The following is a 17,832-nucleotide window of genomic DNA, read 5'->3' on the forward strand; positions in this document are numbered from 1 at the left end:
TGGACATTTTAAGGATGAGGCTAATATTAAACCATGCACGACACTATACGAACTAAAACTTGAAATTAAGCAATATATGATTTATTACAATAAATACAGATATCAATGGAATTTAAAGAGGATGACCCCTGTTCAATACAGAGATCACCTTCTTAATGTAGCCTAGGCTTTTTTAAAACTGTCCTTTACAAAGGGTACACTTTATTCATCCTGAGCTTTTTATTATGCTATTAATTCTTTTATAGTCCTAAAATTAAAATTAAGGCGTATTCCAAAAAAACGTCGTAACAATGAGCGGTATAATAATTATAAAAAATACAATGATTCCGTTACCAACTAAGCCAATTTTTCTAAATAGCCCTTTTTCTGCAAACATTGCCATAAACAAACCGATAACAATAATAAAAATTCCGAAGTTATATAAATAATCATCTATACCGTATAACATCAATACTAACGTAATAAGTCCAATGAAGAACGATACGGTGGATAACACACTTAATGTTTTTTTCATTGTTCTCCTCCTTCCTTGAAAAACTACCTTTTTCAATTTTAACTTAATATAGGTGGCTGAATAAGGCTCTATTCATTGATGCTTTTTTCGCTTAGTTGCGGATATGTATTCTATGATTTTTTTAACCATTCACTGTTAATGTTAGCATATATTTCCATGTGTGTTTAGTATTTTTAAAGGAAACTGCACTCTAGTATAATTAATGAATAAGAAATCACTTTATTCATCACTTCGGGAGTACATTTATTATTGGAATTAATGATTTAACATTATAAAAAAGGTATGAAGATAAATGGGTTTTACCATAGACTCTTCTAATGTACGAATAATGATGTGAAATAACCCAGCTTGAATGAAGAGGGTTTATGATGACTATCACAATATTGAGGGAGTTGGTTTTATGAAAGTTGGGATTATAGGTGGTGGGTTTGGTTTGCGAGTTCAAGCTCCAATCATTCAGGCTCAGGAAGAGATGGATTTAGTCTCTGTTTGTACAATGAAGCGGCACCAAATACCAGATGAATTAAATGATGGTTTGAATAGCTTTGTTCATTATCAAGATTGGAGACAGATGCTAGATAATGAAAGCTTAGATCTTCTATTTGTTAGTTCTATGCCAGTTCACCATTATGAAATGGTAAAATACGCGTTAGAAAGAAGGATTCATGTTGTTTGTGAAAAGCCTTTTACTACGAACAGTCAAGAATCTGCTGAACTTATACAACTATCAAAGCAGTATAATAAAAAGGTTATTATTGACTTTGAATGGAGGTATTTACCGAGTCGTCAACGAGTAAAGTCTCTTATTCAGAACAATGAAATTGGTGAACTATTGCATTTTGAATACCATGTTAGTTACTCACAGTATCAAAACCTTGTTACAAACAAAAGAGGTTGGTTAGGACAGAAACAACAATATGGAGGCATGCTAGGTGCACTCGGCTCACATATGATCGATTGTTTACGTTGGCTAATAAATGCAGAAGTCGATATAGTTAACGGTTTAGTACATACTCATGTCCCACATGGGGGTGGAGAGGAAAGAGACGCTGATGATGCTTTCTTCATTCATGGCAAAATGACGAATAACACGACTTTTTCTATTCAGCTTTTAACTGGAGTTAATCACGGCATAGGTTCTAGCTTGAAAATTTACGGTAATTTAGGGACAGTTACTCTAAAAAATGATGACAATTTATTAATAGAAAAAATAAATCAACCTATCCAAGAAGTAGTGGTACATGAACAAAAAAACAAATATATAGAACTTTCGGATGTTGCAAGTCGTTACTATCCTGCATTCTTGCCCTTTTTAGAAAAAGTCTACGAATATCTTACTTTTGAAAAGTTAGATGATGATTTACCACTTATTGATGATGGGCACAAAAATCAATTAGTCATTGATAGAGTTTTCTCTACTTGAACAATCACGACTATATGTTTAGTAGATTACTATGTAGAAACTACCTTATTGATGATTACGCGATAGAAGTAGCAACATTTTATGAATAAATTCCTTTTATTAACAATAATATAAAACAAGCGGCCTAAATAACATTAATTAAGGCTGTTTTCTCATTGAATGTTGCTTTTCACTCTAAGATAAAGTGGTATACATCTAAGTTCGTGCATTTTTCCACTGTTAATATTATTGAGCTCTCGTACACTGTCCATTTTAAAAAATAGTAACAAAGCTTACACAAAGAGCCTTAATTAATATATCTTATAAATCAGTGTGGGGGAGAGAAATTGGGAATTTTAAAGAAACTGAACTTATTTTAAACTTAACAGGTTTAACAGGCTACTTTGCATTGAAGCGAAAACTTAAAATCCCTTATCATACTATAACGGATGTATTTGTTGATTATTTTGATGCTCCCCTATGGATGCTCAGGAAGCTAGGTACTTCATTTCCACCATATATTTATGAAGGTAGCTTTAAATACGCAGATGTATCGTATTTTTTATCATACGAACGTAGAGAACCTCTAGTTATGATTGACTTAAAAGGACATAAAAAGTATAATTATGTCATTTTTCAAATCTATAACCCAGCATCAGTTGTCGCAGAAATAAGGAGACGTTTAAGAGACTATAATGAAAAAAAGCAGGGAGTTTTTATTTAACAGCTTTGGATGAATCCTTAGGACATAATGGTTGCAATAAAATAGGACAGACGGCACTTTTCTGTAAAATGGAAGTGCCTTTTTTGTTTGTTCCAGTTGATGAGAAGAAGGAGTTTAAAGTGTACACCTTGAATTATTGGATATGTTATTAAGAGCAATTTTGTCGGTATTGACATAATTTACTATTACTAAATAATAGTAAATTATAGAAGAATTGTTAGTGGATGGTGATCAATATGAATAATAGTATTCCTCAAAAAATCCATATTGTAGGTTCAGTTGGAAGTAGAAAAACAACTTTAGCAAGGAATTTATCAAATTCGTTGAATATCCCTTTTTATGAATTAGATAATGTTGTGTGGAAAAGACATGATACTGGTGACATTCGTAGATCAGAAGACGAAGAGAAAAATATTTAGAAGAAATAGTCAGTTCCAGTACTTGGATTATAGAGGGTGCTCATACTCATAAATGGGTAGAGCACAGCTATCAGAACGCTGATCTAATTATCTTCTTAGATACACCATACACGACGAGAATAGTGAGGATTATAAAGAGATTTATCCTTCAAAAAATAGGATTGGAAAAAGCAAATTATTTTCCAACAATAAAAATTTTTAAGATGATGTTTCACTGGAATGCTGTTTTTGAAAAGGAAAGTAAACCAAAGATCTTAAAAATGCTAGATGAAAATACATATGATTCAATTATTCTAAAGAATAATAAGAATATAAGTAAGTATATCTAATGATATTACTGTAACCAAAGTATTTTCTAAAGTGATTTTTTTCCGTGTGAACGGCATAAGTAACCAATTAATATAATAAGTGCCAATTTATGTGTAGTATTGACTGTGAGCATAAATTGGCACTTTCCATGTTATTTAGTATTTTGAGGGTTAGGTATCTTGGAAGCTCTTAGGAATAAAGCAAGTATATAGGAAGCAAAAGAAACAGAAGAGAAGATAACTCGCAGTGCATTAGCTTGATTCCATGCATCACGGGTTTGCATCCAATCTCCAGGTACTGCCTTAGGTATCCAGCTTTCTGTTTCATAATTAAGAGGCAAATTTACTTGGAAAGTGAAAATAATAATACCAAAAATGTATATCAGCCCAGCAGTAACGATTAACCAAAAAGAAAAAGACTTATAGTGTCTCAAATTAACTAAAATTGCTATAATAGATGCTGCTCCACCACCAAAGAAAAAAATGAAAAACATAAAGTGTCTAACATTTTCGTTAAATAGAGACTGCACAATTGCATATATTTCACCGTCTACTTCCAACATGGCTAAATTTACATTAAACGTATAGGTATAGAAAAATCCTGCCATAATTCCAGTGATCAATAAAGCGATGGCCAAAGTTCCATTTTCCACATAGGTAGCCCTCAATATAATCCCTCCAAAATTATTCAAATTTGATTAGTTACTTACATTATATTCAAATTTGAATAATTGTCAATACTTAAATTCTGAAGTGATTAGCTGTTAATTACTGTTCTAAACGCATAATAAGATTGATATTTTTAACTGCCTCTTGAATCCATTCTTTTTCGGCTTCATATAACCGTTGATCATGCAGAATGAAAAAAGAATCGTATGTATACTTGTGACTGTACGGCTCCAAAGAATTTAAATGTGCTTTCATTGCGTCCAATTTATCATCGATAATTTGTAGTGCCGTTTTAGCGTATTCGTTAATTTCTTCTTCTGTACGACGAGTGTTTAATTTTAGTGCTAATTTAAAGCCATAAAAGTCAGGAAATAAGCCTAAAAACGACTCTTTCTGTAGAGTATCAAATTTCTTTTTTCCTTCGTTTGTAACAGTATATATTGTCTTCGTTGGATAGTTTCCCTCTTGCAATTTTTTCACTTCACTAATATACCCTTCTTTGTGCAGCTGCTTTATAGCATGATAGATTGAGCCTATTTTGATATCTATCCACTGGTAGAATTTATTTTGATCATATATGTGTTTAATATCATAACCGCTACCTTTTCCTAACTGTTCTAAAATACCTAATACAATAAACTGTGCTTTATTCATAAAAATGGCTCCTTTTATTAATAGTTAAATAAAAATATTCAAATTTAAATAACTCTAATATATCTTTTAGATATTTTTAAGTCAACTGCCAAAACATTTTATTAGTCAGTATGTTTAGTTAATCAATATTTTTATCGATATTTCATTCGTATTAGGGTGTGAAACCAAAATAAAATGATGACATTTTTAACACTAGTCTTCAAAATGTCTATTTCATATCCTAAGAGATTATAAAAATATCGTGATTCATGAAAAATTATATATAAATATTCTTGTCGGAACTGTGAAATACGTAGACAAATTACAGTCTCGAAATGATGTAAAAAAGAACACAAAAAGTTCGAAATTCGTAAGATTATTAAATGCTATACTGATTTTGAAGGTAATGTATTTGTTTTCCAATAGAGCATTTATGTTCATATCCACCCGGTCGTTAATGATCAAATAGAGGGGGAAATAGTATGGAAACTTATAAAATACTAGAGATTAAAGAAAGCGTTTTCAGAGATAATGATCAACAGGCAGCTTTGCTTAGGAGAGATTTAAAAAAAGACAAAACCTTTTTATTAAATTTGATGTCATCACCTGGTTCAGGTAAAACCACTACTGTTGTAAAAACAATTGAAGCTTTGCAGAATGAAATGAGCATTGGGGTGCTAGAAGCAGATATTGACTCAGATGTCGATGCTCATACTGTTGCACAAACGGGTACAAAAGTTATCCAATTGCACACAGGTGGAATGTGTCACCTTGATGCTGATATGACCAAGCAAGGTTTATCAGGATTAGGAACAGAAGGTATCGACTTCGTTATATTAGAAAATGTAGGTAATTTAGTATGTCCTGCTGAATTTGATACTGGTGCTTCAAAAAATGCCATGATTTTAAGTGTACCTGAAGGAGATGACAAACCTCTGAAATACCCTTTAATGTTTGAAGTTGCTGACGTCTTATTAATTAACAAAATGGATGCCATCGATATTTTTGATTTTGATGTAGAAGCAGTCAAAGAGCGTGTACATAAATTAAACCCAAAAATTAAAGTTATTCCGATCTCAGCTAAAACCGGTGAGGGAATAAGTGAGTGGGTAGAATGGATTCGCACTCAAATCAAAAACTGGAATGAATAATACATTGAAGGAAAATATGATGGGGAGTTGAACTTTATGACTAAAGAAAAAGTTCTTGATCTCGCAAATAAGATAAGCCGAACAAAACGTGGCTCAAAACATGAAGTAAAGCCTGAAGATCCTGAATATCGAATCCTTGAGCCAGTTGTTACGGATGAAATGGCCGAGATCGCACTTTGCCTTGAGCTAAGGAAACCAAAGACTAAGGAGGAAGTCGCTGCTTTATGTGGTAAGCCCGTAGAGGAAGTAGAAAAAATCCTCTTCCAGTTGGCGGATGATGGGGTTATTAGCTTTTTTTCTGAAGATGGTATAGATTATTTTCAACTCGATCTGTGGGTTCCAGGAGTGATGGAATTCATGGTCGTCAACAAAGAAAATGTCAAAAAACATCCCCAAATAGCTGAATGTTTTGAAGAGTATTCAAGAAGTAAAGGTGAATTTTTGGCTGGAAATGTTCCCCCAGGTTTAGGAGTCATGAGGGTTATTCCGATAGAAAGTGCAATTGATGGTGAAACTAGAAGGGCTTCTTATGAAGAAGTTTCTATGTATCTGAATGATAATGATACCTTTTCAGTTTCTGATTGTGCTTGTCGAGCAGTCAGAGAAGCGATGGGAGAGGGCTGTGGTCACTTGAAGGAGGATATATGTATTCAGTTGGGTGATGCTGCAGAATTCTACATTCGCACCGGAAGAGGTAGAGAGATAACCCGTGAAAAAGCTTTTGAAATTATTAAAAAGGCAGAAGATGACGGTCTTATGCATCAGATCGCAAATACAGAAGGTCCGGGAAAAACTCATGCTATTTGTAACTGTTGTGGATGCGCATGCCTAGCATTGCGTCATGCAAACCATTTTAAAAATCCTGATATCGTTAGGTCAAATTATGTATCACAAGTAGATAAAGATAAATGTGTTGCATGTGGAGAATGTGTTGAAAACTGTCCATCAAATGCATTGAAGCTTGGTCAGAAAATTTGTGAACCTAGTATAGTGGAGAAAAGAGAGCTTCCATATAATACAGAGTGGGGTCCAGATAAATGGAACCCTAATTATCGGCTTAATCGAGAAGTTGTTGTTGATTCTGGATCAAGTCCTTGTAAAGCAGATTGTCCAGCTCATATTGGTATTCAAGGTTATATTAAGCTAGCTTCACAAGGAAGGTATACCGAAGCTCTTGAGCTAATCAAGCAAGAAAATCCGTTTCCAGCAGTATGTGGGCGTGTCTGCCCGAGGTATTGTGAATCTGCTTGTACACGAGGTGACATTGATGACCCTATCGCAATAGATGATATTAAGAAATTTATCGCTGAACAAGATTTAAATAAGGATCGTCGCTATATCCCTGAAATAAAACATCAATACGATAAAAAAATTGCAGTCATAGGTGCAGGTCCTTCAGGTCTTTCCTGTGCTTATTATCTAGCAATTGAAGGCTATCAAGTAACAGTGTTTGAAAAACAACAAGCACTTGGTGGCATGCTAACTTTCGGAATTCCGTCTTTTAGGCTTGAAAAGAATGTTGTTCAAGCTGAAATTGATATTGTAAAGGACCTAGGTGTTAAGTTTATGACCGGCGTCGAAGTTGGAAAAGATGTAAGTTTGAAAGAGCTAAGAAATCAAGGTTTTAAAGCATTTTATTTGGCAATTGGCGCTCAAGCTGGTAGAAGGATAGGTATCGAAGGAGAAGATGCTAAAGGAGTGATGACCGGGGTAGATTTCCTACGCGAAGTTAATGCTAAGCAACAAATGAAATTAGCAGGAACAGTAGCGGTCATTGGTGGTGGTAATGTTGCGATTGATGTTGCTCGTACAGCAGCACGCGTTGGTGCATCGCAAGTAGATATGTATTGTTTAGAAAAATGGGGAGAGCTACCGGCAATGACGGAAGAAATTGACGAAGCCTTATTAGAAGGCATTCATATCAACACATCATGGGGGCCTAAACGTATTCTTGTTGATCATGGACGTGTTACAGGTATAGAATTCAAAAAGTGTATTTCTGTTTTTGATAAAAATAACAAGTTTGATCCACAGTTTGATGAAAGTCAAACGAAAATTGTTGCTGTAAACAATATTCTAATTTCAGTAGGCCAGGAGATCGACTGGGGTCATTTGATTGCAGACTGCAATATTCAACTACATCCAAACAAAACAATTAAAGCAGATCCTGTAACTTACCAGACAGATGAAGCAGATGTATTTGCTGGTGGTGATGCATTAACAGGGCCTAAATTTGCCATCGATGCGATAGCTATGGGGAAAAAAGGTGCAATTTCCATTCACCGCTTTGTTCAACCAGGTCAAAGCTTATTGCTTGGCCGTCCAAAGAGAGATTACCGTGCGTTTGATATAGGTAGCCTGGACCTTAAAGGGTACGATCAAATACCGAGACAAACAGTAGATCATGTTGATGTAGCTGAATCTAAAAAAACTTTCAAGGATCTTCGTTCAACATTTACTGAAGACCAGGTGAAGAAGGAAACAGAACGATGTCTAGGATGTGGCGCAACAGTTGTTGATGAGTTTCTATGTGTGGGATGTGGTTCCTGCGTCACTAAATGTAAATTTGACGCAATTTCAATGGTACGAAAATATGATGCTACGAGTGTTGAATTGCATGAAATAAAACCGACAATAAAGAAATATATGGTGAAACGTAAAGTGAAAGTAGTAACAAATAAGGTACCTAAGACCCTAAAAACTATTTTCTCGAGAGAAAATAGCTAGATTTCTATTAGTAAAATGTGTGTGTCTTTACTAAAGGCTCTTTTCGTAAAAGTTACCTTGTTGCTGTTTTTCCTAAACTAGTAGATAAAGGTTCCTTTTTATAGAAAAAATGCCAATGCGAAAACAGCTTAGGATATAGATGGAAGCGAGATATATTCTAGGTTAATAAACCATAAAGTTGAGAGTTGCAATAATAGAACCGCTTTAGCACCATCGGTTTCAATCCCTGCTATGCTGCTTGTCTAGTGTTCGTTAATAAATGGGACCATGCGCATTTTCAAAATGGTATTTAATCAATACCTTTTGGAACAGGTATGGGTACGCTAGTTTACATTGCAGATTGTAGGTGTTTGCTCTTTTCTTACTTGAGGAGTAGGGGGAGTTAAGATGCACGAGTTAAGTGTAATTATTCATGTCATAAAATCTGTAGAAGATTTTGCTAAAACGAATGCATTAACAAAAATTGACACTTTAGTACTTCAAATTGGCGAGCTTTCCTCATTAATTCCTAAATATATTGAGGCATGTTACCCAGCTGCGGTAGATGGTACAATTTTGCAGTCTACAAAATTAAAAATTGAGACCTTACCAGGTAATGCGATTTGCAAAAAGTGCAATAAAGTTTTTAATTTAATTGAGAATAATAGTAAGTGCCCGAAATGCCACATTAAAGACTTTGAGATTTTATGCGGAAAAGAATTTATGATAAAAGAAATTATCGCTTGTTAGGCTAGGTGTCAATCAACGAGCTACTTAAAGCATACAACATCTTGATATGAAATTTAACATTAAACTTCTACCTCTTTTAGAGGTAGAAAATTTAATTGAACACGTGTTTAATTGGTTCTACAAAAAAATGATCAATGCAAAAACAGGCTAATTCTCAGTGATTTGCCTGTTTTTTACTATCAAACTGTAACATTGTTATTGAACATATGTAAATATATGCTAAAGTTGTAAGTGAAAAAATGATTACATTGAAGGAGAATTGAATGGAGAAACATCTAACATCAAATAATTTCGAAGAGTATGATGATGCCAACTTGTACGATATGGAAAACACATTTTTGAATGATATTCCTTTTCTGACCAAGTGGGCTTCTAAGCAACAGGGTATGATTATAGATTTAGCTTGTGGGACAGGTAGAGCAACGATCCCCTTAGCGAAAAAAGGGTATAAACTAATTGGTGTGGATATTTATAAAAGTATGTTGGAACAAGCGAGGAATAAAGCAAATAATCAAAATCTACATATAGAATGGGTAGAGCAAGATTGTACCCAGCTAAATTTAAGTGAAGTTGGTTCAATGGTTTACATGGTTGGGAATGGCTTTCAGCATTTTCTTACGAATGAAGCGCAAAATCACTTGTTGACTTCTGTTAATAGACATTTAGAACATGATGGAATTTTTATTTTTGATACAAGGTTCCCTAGCGTTGAAGAACTGCTGCAACCAAATACAGAAGAGTATTGGAGAACTTACACAAGAAATGATGGGAAAATTGTTGATCTGTCAACGATTAGTACATATGACTCACTTAATCAACTTCAGCATTACACCACAATTAGAAAAGTTAAGAATGAACATGGAATCAAAATAGATGAAACAAGTACAAAAATAACTTTGCGATATGTATTTCCAAAAGAAATGGAACGCTTACTAAGTGATAGTGGATTTGAGATTTTACATATATTTAAAGATTGGAATGAAACACCTATCACCAATGATAGCTATAGCATGATCTTTGTATGTAGGAAAGTAAAGTAATTTGCATATTTTGTTCCATATCAATCAGTCTACTAGATAATGAAAAATAACTTTAAAGTTTATAAAGACGCTTATCTGTTTTAAAATGATAAGTAGGTTAGTTTAAAAAACACCAACTTAATTTTGTGAACAATGGAGGTATGCCAGATGATGTTTAATAATAATTCAAGAAGTCTCAATAATAGATTGACCAAGTGAGGAATTGCGATAAAGAAGAAAAAATATTTAATATATTTTTATAACCAATACATAAGGTTAAGATTCATATAATTGTAACTCCTTAAATTTAAGAAACAAATTCAAGGAGTGGGTTATAATGAAATATATTAACGCTAATAATGTCTTACCAGAACAACTAATTTTAGAAATACAAAAATATGTTCAAGGACAAGTAGTTTATATACCTAACACTGAAGGAGCTCGGAAAAAATGGGGTGAAAATTCAGGTAATAGGGAATATTTAAACTGTAGAAATAAAAAAATCTGTGAAGAATTTAATACTGGGATAACTATAGACGACCTCGCAGAAAAATATTGTCTTTCTGTATATAGCATCAAAAAAATAGTTTATTCAAAGAAGATAGAACACTGAATGGATTAATCCAATCAGTGTTTTTTTATGTAATGGCTGTTGTCGCATTATTTTTTGCTTTACGCAATAAGAGCTAAACAAGAATATCGTTAATGTTCGAGGTATCTTTTTTTCCATAAAACACTGTTCAGTAAAACGACATCTTTATCTTCTAGTTTAGGAGCCATAGAAACAAATTTTAGTCTATGTAGATGCTGCTTTCGCAACAAAGCACGAAAAAAGCCTTTCTTTATAATAATGATATGATTAGTTGTTTCTTATTAAGTGTTATATCAAAATTAAATAGTAACTCTCTAAAGTGATAGAATTATTTTAATATTTAATCTTTTTCAAGTAATCTTTCATTTTACTTTTCTTTAAGTATAATTAAAATGGAAAATAATTATACTTAAAGATAATTTTGTAAAAATGGTACTTTAAGTAGGGAAGGATTTGTTATGAAAAAGTTCTTATCATTTATGCTAGTGTTAATTTTAATCCTGCCTTCAACAGCTGCATCTGCCAGTATAGAGGAATGGGATACACCTATTGGTGGGATAAAAAATACGATTCAAAAAGGCATTGATATAGGCATTGTTCCAGAAAGATTACAATCACAATATACTAACCCTATAACACGGGAAGAGTTTGCAGAGCTCCTAGTAAATGCTATATTTATAGAATTACAAAATACAGACTATACTCTATTTTGGACGAAAGAGATGGTATTAGATAGAGTAACAATAGATACTCCATTTTATGATACAGATTTAGATCACGTTAAGCTTGCTTATATAATTGGAAGTGTAAACGGAATAACAGAAACATCATTTTTACCTAATAATCTAGTTACACAAGGCCAGGTTGTTGACATGTTAATGAATACATTTAACATGGAAAATATTAAGGAAGATTTAACAGGAGAGATGAAGTACTCTGAAGCTGAAGGTTTAGAGGGTTATGTTAATCAGCTTGTGGACTCATCCTTAAGTTTTGCTTCAGCAAAAACTAAATGGGCTATAGGAGAAGACTATAACTCTAATAACATTTCTAGAGAACAAGCTATTTTAATTGTAATGAGACTGATGGACCGTATGGACTATACAACGTTACAATTAAGGGGAGCTATTGATGCGAACCCTATTTATGATGACTTAAAATACAGCATTGGTAAGGACTATGTTAATGTAACATATGTTGATAATAATTACAGTGCTTCTGAAAAATTATTGGAGAAATATTGGGCAACATTTAATATAACGAAAGATCTAAAATCAGGATATATTCATGAGAAAGCGCTGACGCTGTATCCATTCAAAGATGATTTGTTAATTGAAGATTATCCTTGGATATCCTCATTAATATTAACAGGAGAGAGCTCTAATATAGACTATGGACATATGTTGGTAGACACTTTCTCTAAAGGTCATTTACTAGAATTTACACTTCTAAGCAATCTAGAGCAAAATAATGAGAATGAGGAAGCTAATAACCCTGTACATGTAAAGTAGGAAAGATTTAATTTCAACAAAAAAATGATAGATCTTTATTCATTATAAGGGCAAATAAATCAAGGTAAGTATGTATTACATCATGTAATATATACTTACCTGTTTTTCATTAAAGGCTCTATTCAAAAACTCTGTTACTTTATTCACTTCTATATGAGTACCCTGAACGTTAGTGGTTAGCTCTTATTGCGAAATGGAACAATTTATGTGAAAACAGCCTAATTTAAAGTTTTATTCATCCTAGGTGTAAATGATGGATGTATTATAATATGTCTTTTTGAGTTAATTTTTCAACCAAATGAGTAAAGTTCCCATTTGGTGTACAAAATGCATAGGTTTGGATACGTTCTCCCCCACATGACAACAGCATTTGTTATGTGACTTGAGGGGGGGAAGTAATTAAGGAGGTATGGTTTATGACTGATTTCGGTGAAAACTTATTTAAAGGTACTGCTAGGTATTATTCAAGATTTAGACCTTTATATCCAGCTTCTTTAGTAAGATATATAATCGATAGGTTTTCTCTCGACGGTAAAGGTCAGATGATGGATTTAGGTTGTGGAACTGGGCAATTAACATGCAGATTCAGTGATTGGTTTGAAAACTTAATCGGGATAGATACCGAGTCTGAAATGTTGCAAGAAGCAATGCATGTTAGCAGGGAATCTAGGGTCGAGAATGTTGAGTGGTTCCATGGAGACCTTGATTTGTATAAACGAGTTCATAATAATAACAATTTTAGATTTGTAGTAATCGCAAAAGCATTTCATTGGATGGATAGAGAAAAGGTGCTTAATACTTTATATGAAATGGTTTCCTATGGAGGTGGTGTTGCCATCATAGATAATTATTCTCCAAAAAAAGAACTATTACCGTGGCAAAGAAAAGTGAACGAAGTAGTTCAACATTGGTATGGAACTGAAAGAAGAGCAGGTAATACAACATATACTCACCCAACAATAAGTCATGAAGAAATTATTGCTAACTCAAAATTCGACTTAGAATTATACAGCTTACCAGCCTATGAGCAATTATGGACAATAGAATCAATCATTGGTAACTTATATTCAACTTCCTTTGGGACAAAACGGTTTTTAGGAAACAATGTTCCCTTATTTGAAAAACATTTGGCAGAAGAATTATGTAAATTTAATAATGGTGGTGTTTTTAAAGAACAAATTCAACTTTCAATCAAACTCGCTGTAAAGAATTATAAAAGATAATTGTGCAACTGTATCTTTTAGATAAATAAATAAGATTTTCGAACATTTGGTTGATAAGTAGTTCAAACTATAAGGTTGGCTAAAAAAATAGGAAGACTTAAATGTACTCGTTGTGCCACTAAGTGTGAAAAGAAAGCGGGATATACGATTAATAGAGTGGGAATGTAGTTCTCCCACTCAGATTATGTCATTCAAACTATTAAATTTAACGATAGTGATCACTCTTTAATAAGTTCTGCTCCCCAAGCATATACGGAATCTGTTGTTCCGTTATAAGCACCTGGCCAAAGCACTACGGTTACCCCACCATTAGTAGTGAACGGTTTATCGGATGTTACTGAAAAATACTGCCAATCTGTTGTTACTTCAACTTTAATACCAGTAGATTCAGTATTATTATGATTTTGAATTTTGATTTGTGCATCATGAGGTTCATCAGCTTTTAGCCAAACACCAAAAGTATATTTGTTCCCATCTGAATTGATATCTACATATTGTTGAACGCCTTTATTTACACTTGCTGGAGTTAATTTTTGTGCAAGGGTACTATCAGGTGCAGTAACGGAACCGTAGCTAACACTAACATCAGTGTTTGACCAACTCGAATGGGTAAAATCGTTAATAGAATATTGGTCTAGTAGATTTTGTTCTGGAATTCTCAGGCCATTTTGATAGATTTCTATTGCTCTATAGTCGTCCGTTGGATAAGTGAAAGTAGTATTTCCAACTTCCACTTCTCCTAAACTATAGTTTTGTAGCGTCTCTTTAGAAGGGTTGATACCCATGACATATAGTTCTCCAACTAAGTCTTTCACAAGATCTGATGGATAAAAACGATATTCACCTACAAGGTGGTATACATTATAAGCGTATGGATCGTCATAGCGTTCTCCAAAAGTGTGTCTTAGTTGTACGTCATGACTTTCTTGAATACTAATTGAGTGTCCAAAGCTTGTAGTCAATGATGAGCTTAATGATGCTGATATTTTGGCAATTTTGTCTAGACCTGCTTCGAAGCTAACAGTAGAACCAATTGTTCTACTTAAATCAAATGATTTAGACTTTGTAATTCCTGAAGACTTCGTATCAACAATCGTTTTTGTCCCACCACTAAAATCAATTTGAGAATCATAAACACGTTCATAATATGCATCTAATATAATTGAAGAGTCATCATTAGCTGGTAGTAAATCTGGATTAAGCATTAAAGTCCCATGTTTACCTTGTTCATTTGGTAGCTCATTTAAAATCCCGTTGTAGTAAGAATGGTATTCCCCATCGTTATCTATATATCCTAAAAATATGTCTCCATCAAAATTAGGGTTGATTTTGTTAAAAAAATTAGAAGTTGGCATGATGAAAGTGCCAAAGATATATGCATAATCACCTAAATAAATATCTAAGGGAATAAAATTTAATACTGATCCAGATAGAGTTGTTACACCACCTTGCAATTCTCTTGTGTCTTTCGGAAGACCATAGGTGATCGCATCATAGCCTTCAAAGGTTTCTACTAAATCTGGTACCGGTGCTAAAGGTTGTGTAGGGGATGATGCAGATTTTGAAATGATATTTGATCCGATTTGAGTAAGTGGAGTCACGAAAATATTTTCTGTTTGATTCGTTGTTGTATCGCCTTCTACTGCAAATGACGTGGTAGGTAGAAACGAACTTGTTGCTAAACTAGCTGCTAAAGCTGTAGTAGATAAGAATCTTCCAAATTTGTTCATTGTAATACCTCCTGTTTTAAATTTTACAATGATAACCGACCTATTAAACTATACCTATCAAACCAACTTGTTTTTCCTTGCTCCTCTCAAGCTCCTCCTTTGTGAAATCCCTTGTATTGTTGCATTCGATGAAGTAAGTCATGTTGTGTTTACATATTACAACCAAATCGTTCAGCCAGGAAAAGTCTAAATTTAACGATAATAGCGAAATAATTAATAATTTCAATTGTCATTCGACTAATTCCGACTTTTTTTATAGTTTTTAATTAATATATTGATAATAAAAAGTTGATTTATAAGTGTTGAATGAAGGTAACTTAATGTTGGATGGCTGGTTCTAATATCCAAAGATTTAATGATCGTATTTATGTTAGGCTACTTTCTGTGGATCCAATATATCTTAATCTGTATTTATGCTACACTAAGAATATACGTTCTTATTGTAGGGAGGGTCTTTGGTTTGTTAAGAAATAGAGGGGATATAATTAAGCTAATTCAAAACGATACCGAAATGATGGAAATAATAGAAGCTGCAAGTATATTAGAGCTACCTGAATGGTGGATATGTGCAGGGTTTGTACGTTCAAAAATCTGGGATACATTGCACGGATTTACTGAAAGAACGAGCACACCAGATATTGATGTAATCTATTTTGATGATACATATATTGACGAAGCCCTTGAAAAGAAGCTAGAAGATAAATTAAGCAGTATGTTACCTAATATCCCATGGTCAGTTAAGAATGAAGCAAGGATGCACATGGTAAATAATCTTCAACCCTACACATCTGCTGAAGATGCTATTTCAAAGTTTCCAGAAACGGCAACTGCTTTGGGAGTAAAGTTAGATAGACAGAATAATTTAATTCTTACTGCTCCTTATGGACTAGATGATGTTATCAATATGGAATTGAAGCCAACACCTTATTTTACAGAAACTAAAGAACGGGCTGCGATTTATGAGGAACGCATAAATAAAAAGAATTGGAAAGGTATTTGGTATAAAATTAAAATTCATCATATATAAAGCCAATTAGTAGCCCTACACTAAATAACTCTTTAATCTGTATCCATTTTGTCTCATACAAAGAAAAAAATAGTTAGAAAAACTCTTAGTGAATGGCTGTTGTTTTATAGATTGTTTTGTTAATGAATTGATAAATTCTCAAATATTGTTAATATTGAATATACATAAGCAACATTAGATTCGATGGAGGTTTAATAGAAAAATGAGTGAAATCATCTTACTCTCTATATTTGCTTTTTTTATTGACATACAAATATGTTAAGGTAATTAGGACAAGGGTGTAGAAAAAAACAACAAACTTATTGCATGGTTATTGTATAGCGCTAGCATTGTCGGGTTAGTTGCAGTAAATATACTACTTTAATATGATCTCTATTTGAGATCTATTATTTTGCAGCTTTTTGTAGAATTTACAACTGTTAATGTTCTGCGGCGGTAGTTCATTCTATAAACCTGGCAACAAAGTATACCAAAAGAGCTTACTTATAATAATTACTTGCAAAAATATGTCCAAGATAAACAAATTAAATAGTATAGCTAGTTGAGATATAGCAATAACAACTTCAGAAAGGGTGGTTATCTTGATTAAACATGTTATATTCGATTTTGATGGAACACTTGTCAAATCAAGAGATTTAGCAGTATCACTTTTTAATGAACTTTCATCAAAATATGGATATCGGAAAATGAGCAAAGATGATGTGGAGTACATGAGCACCTTATCAATAAAAGAAAGGTGTAAAATGTTAGGGGTATCATGGTATAAATTGCCTTTAGTAGTTTATGATATGAAATCAAACTATAATGCAAGAATAAATGAACTAATAGTGGTTGAAGGTATAAAACATCTTCTCATGAACCTAAAAGAACGGAAATACAAAATGGACATAATCTCTTCCAATAATGAAGAGAACATAAGAACGTTTTTAATAGAAAACAATATTGATGTATTTGATAACGTATTTTGTACAAAATCATTATTTCAAAAAAATATAACACTAAAAAAATTGCTGCAGCGGCTCGAGTTAAAGAACAGTGAAGTGTTATACATATGTGATGAAATTCGTGATATACCTCCTTGTAAGGAGCTAGGTGTTAAATCTGTTGCTGTTACTTGGGGGTACGACGCAAGACAAAGCTTGGAGATGGAAAGACCTGACTTTATTATAAATAAACCTACCGAACTATTAACTATCCTTGATAAGGAAGCGTAGCTTGTTGTTCTTCCTAGAATGGCTTAAAGAAGTGATTTGGTAATAATTACATTGTATAAAATGGTTTTATGCCAAGCTTATTAAAAGGCTCTTTTTGTAAACTTTGCTACTATTATTACAAATCACAAGAAGTTCATAGAGGTAGAATACAACATACTACAAAACTCATGTTGTATTCGTTTTTAATTGATAGTACGCAAAACAACAAATAATATGAAAACAGTATATTTATAAGGACAC

At 33.1% G+C, this 17,832-nt stretch carries 16 protein-coding genes and 1 pseudogene; 13 read left to right on the forward strand and 4 right to left on the reverse strand.

The annotated features are described in order from the left end of the window. A partial coding sequence (locus tag ACSVDA_RS10225; protein WP_485883113.1) for an IS3 family transposase occupies window positions 1–166 on the forward strand: 166 nt, incomplete at its 5' end. Window positions 167–259: 93 nt separating this feature from the next. On the opposite strand, the gene ACSVDA_RS10230 is transcribed toward ACSVDA_RS10225, so the two are convergent. Continuing rightward, the gene (locus tag ACSVDA_RS10230) at window positions 260–514 is read right to left on the reverse strand and encodes a hypothetical protein (RefSeq protein WP_485882915.1); all 255 of its coding nucleotides are present in this window, start codon (window positions 512–514) and stop codon (window positions 260–262) included. Between the two features lie 400 nt (window positions 515–914). On the opposite strand from ACSVDA_RS10230, the gene ACSVDA_RS10235 reads away from it, so the two are divergent. From ACSVDA_RS10235 to ACSVDA_RS10245, 3 genes and pseudogenes are all read left to right on the forward strand, one after another. Next, window positions 915–1,937, forward strand: a complete 1,023-nt coding sequence (locus tag ACSVDA_RS10235; RefSeq protein WP_485882917.1) for a Gfo/Idh/MocA family protein — start codon at window positions 915–917, stop codon at window positions 1,935–1,937. Between the two features lie 310 nt (window positions 1,938–2,247). Further along, window positions 2,248–2,640 (forward strand): hypothetical protein, encoded by a 393-nt coding sequence (locus ACSVDA_RS10240; protein WP_485882919.1) that lies wholly within the window; start codon window positions 2,248–2,250, stop codon window positions 2,638–2,640. 236 nt (window positions 2,641–2,876) lie between these two features. Next, window positions 2,877–3,388 (forward strand): annotated as a pseudogene (locus ACSVDA_RS10245) (P-loop NTPase family protein). Window positions 3,389–3,519: 131 nt separating this feature from the next. Here ACSVDA_RS10245 and ACSVDA_RS10250 read toward each other — a convergent pair. Both ACSVDA_RS10250 and ACSVDA_RS10255 read right to left on the reverse strand, forming a co-directional pair. Next, window positions 3,520–4,020, reverse strand: a complete 501-nt coding sequence (locus tag ACSVDA_RS10250; protein ID WP_485882920.1) for an anthrone oxygenase family protein — start codon at window positions 4,018–4,020, stop codon at window positions 3,520–3,522. 115 nt (window positions 4,021–4,135) lie between these two features. Continuing rightward, window positions 4,136–4,690, reverse strand: a complete 555-nt coding sequence (locus ACSVDA_RS10255; protein ID WP_485882922.1) for a PadR family transcriptional regulator — start codon at window positions 4,688–4,690, stop codon at window positions 4,136–4,138. A 461-nt stretch (window positions 4,691–5,151) separates the two neighbouring features. Between ACSVDA_RS10255 and hypB the strand changes: the two genes are divergently transcribed. The 7 genes from hypB (at window position 5,152) to ACSVDA_RS10290 (ending at window position 13,621) form a co-directional block, all read left to right on the forward strand. Next, window positions 5,152–5,820 (forward strand): hydrogenase nickel incorporation protein HypB, encoded by a 669-nt coding sequence (gene hypB, locus ACSVDA_RS10260; protein ID WP_485882924.1) that lies wholly within the window; start codon window positions 5,152–5,154, stop codon window positions 5,818–5,820. A gap of 36 nt (window positions 5,821–5,856) precedes the next feature. Further along, on the forward strand, window positions 5,857–8,547 hold the full coding sequence (locus ACSVDA_RS10265; protein WP_485882926.1) for an FAD-dependent oxidoreductase: 2,691 nt from the start codon (window positions 5,857–5,859) through the stop codon (window positions 8,545–8,547). 387 nt (window positions 8,548–8,934) lie between these two features. After that, window positions 8,935–9,276 (forward strand): hydrogenase maturation nickel metallochaperone HypA, encoded by a 342-nt coding sequence (locus ACSVDA_RS10270; protein WP_320208970.1) that lies wholly within the window; start codon window positions 8,935–8,937, stop codon window positions 9,274–9,276. Between the two features lie 263 nt (window positions 9,277–9,539). Beyond that, window positions 9,540–10,316, forward strand: a complete 777-nt coding sequence (locus tag ACSVDA_RS10275; RefSeq protein ID WP_485882928.1) for a class I SAM-dependent methyltransferase — start codon at window positions 9,540–9,542, stop codon at window positions 10,314–10,316. Window positions 10,317–10,632: 316 nt separating this feature from the next. Next, window positions 10,633–10,908, forward strand: coding sequence for a CD3324 family protein (locus ACSVDA_RS10280; RefSeq protein ID WP_485882930.1), 276 nt, complete (start codon window positions 10,633–10,635; stop codon window positions 10,906–10,908). 437 nt (window positions 10,909–11,345) lie between these two features. After that, a complete protein-coding gene (locus ACSVDA_RS10285; protein ID WP_485882932.1) occupies window positions 11,346–12,398 on the forward strand; it encodes a hypothetical protein in 1,053 nt (350 codons plus the stop codon). A gap of 416 nt (window positions 12,399–12,814) precedes the next feature. After that, a complete protein-coding gene (locus tag ACSVDA_RS10290; RefSeq protein WP_485882934.1) occupies window positions 12,815–13,621 on the forward strand; it encodes a class I SAM-dependent methyltransferase in 807 nt (268 codons plus the stop codon). A gap of 218 nt (window positions 13,622–13,839) precedes the next feature. Here the strand turns inward: ACSVDA_RS10290 and ACSVDA_RS10295 are convergent, their stop codons facing one another. Beyond that, window positions 13,840–15,351: a phage head spike fiber domain-containing protein gene (locus tag ACSVDA_RS10295; protein WP_485882936.1), complete on the reverse strand. Its 1,512-nt coding sequence runs from the start codon at window positions 15,349–15,351 to the stop codon at window positions 13,840–13,842. Window positions 15,352–15,862: 511 nt separating this feature from the next. On the opposite strand from ACSVDA_RS10295, the gene ACSVDA_RS10300 reads away from it, so the two are divergent. Both ACSVDA_RS10300 and ACSVDA_RS10305 read left to right on the forward strand, forming a co-directional pair. Beyond that, a complete protein-coding gene (locus tag ACSVDA_RS10300) occupies window positions 15,863–16,378 on the forward strand; it encodes a nucleotidyltransferase family protein (protein ID WP_485883115.1) in 516 nt (171 codons plus the stop codon). Window positions 16,379–16,959: 581 nt separating this feature from the next. Further along, complete coding sequence (locus ACSVDA_RS10305; RefSeq protein ID WP_485882937.1) at window positions 16,960–17,592, forward strand: HAD hydrolase-like protein; 633 nt, start codon at window positions 16,960–16,962, stop codon at window positions 17,590–17,592. The last annotated feature ends 240 nt before the right edge of the window (window positions 17,593–17,832 follow it).

This window comes from Cytobacillus sp. Hm23, from assembly GCF_051842895.1.
Lineage (GTDB): Bacteria > Bacillota > Bacilli > Bacillales > SM2101 > Nanhaiella.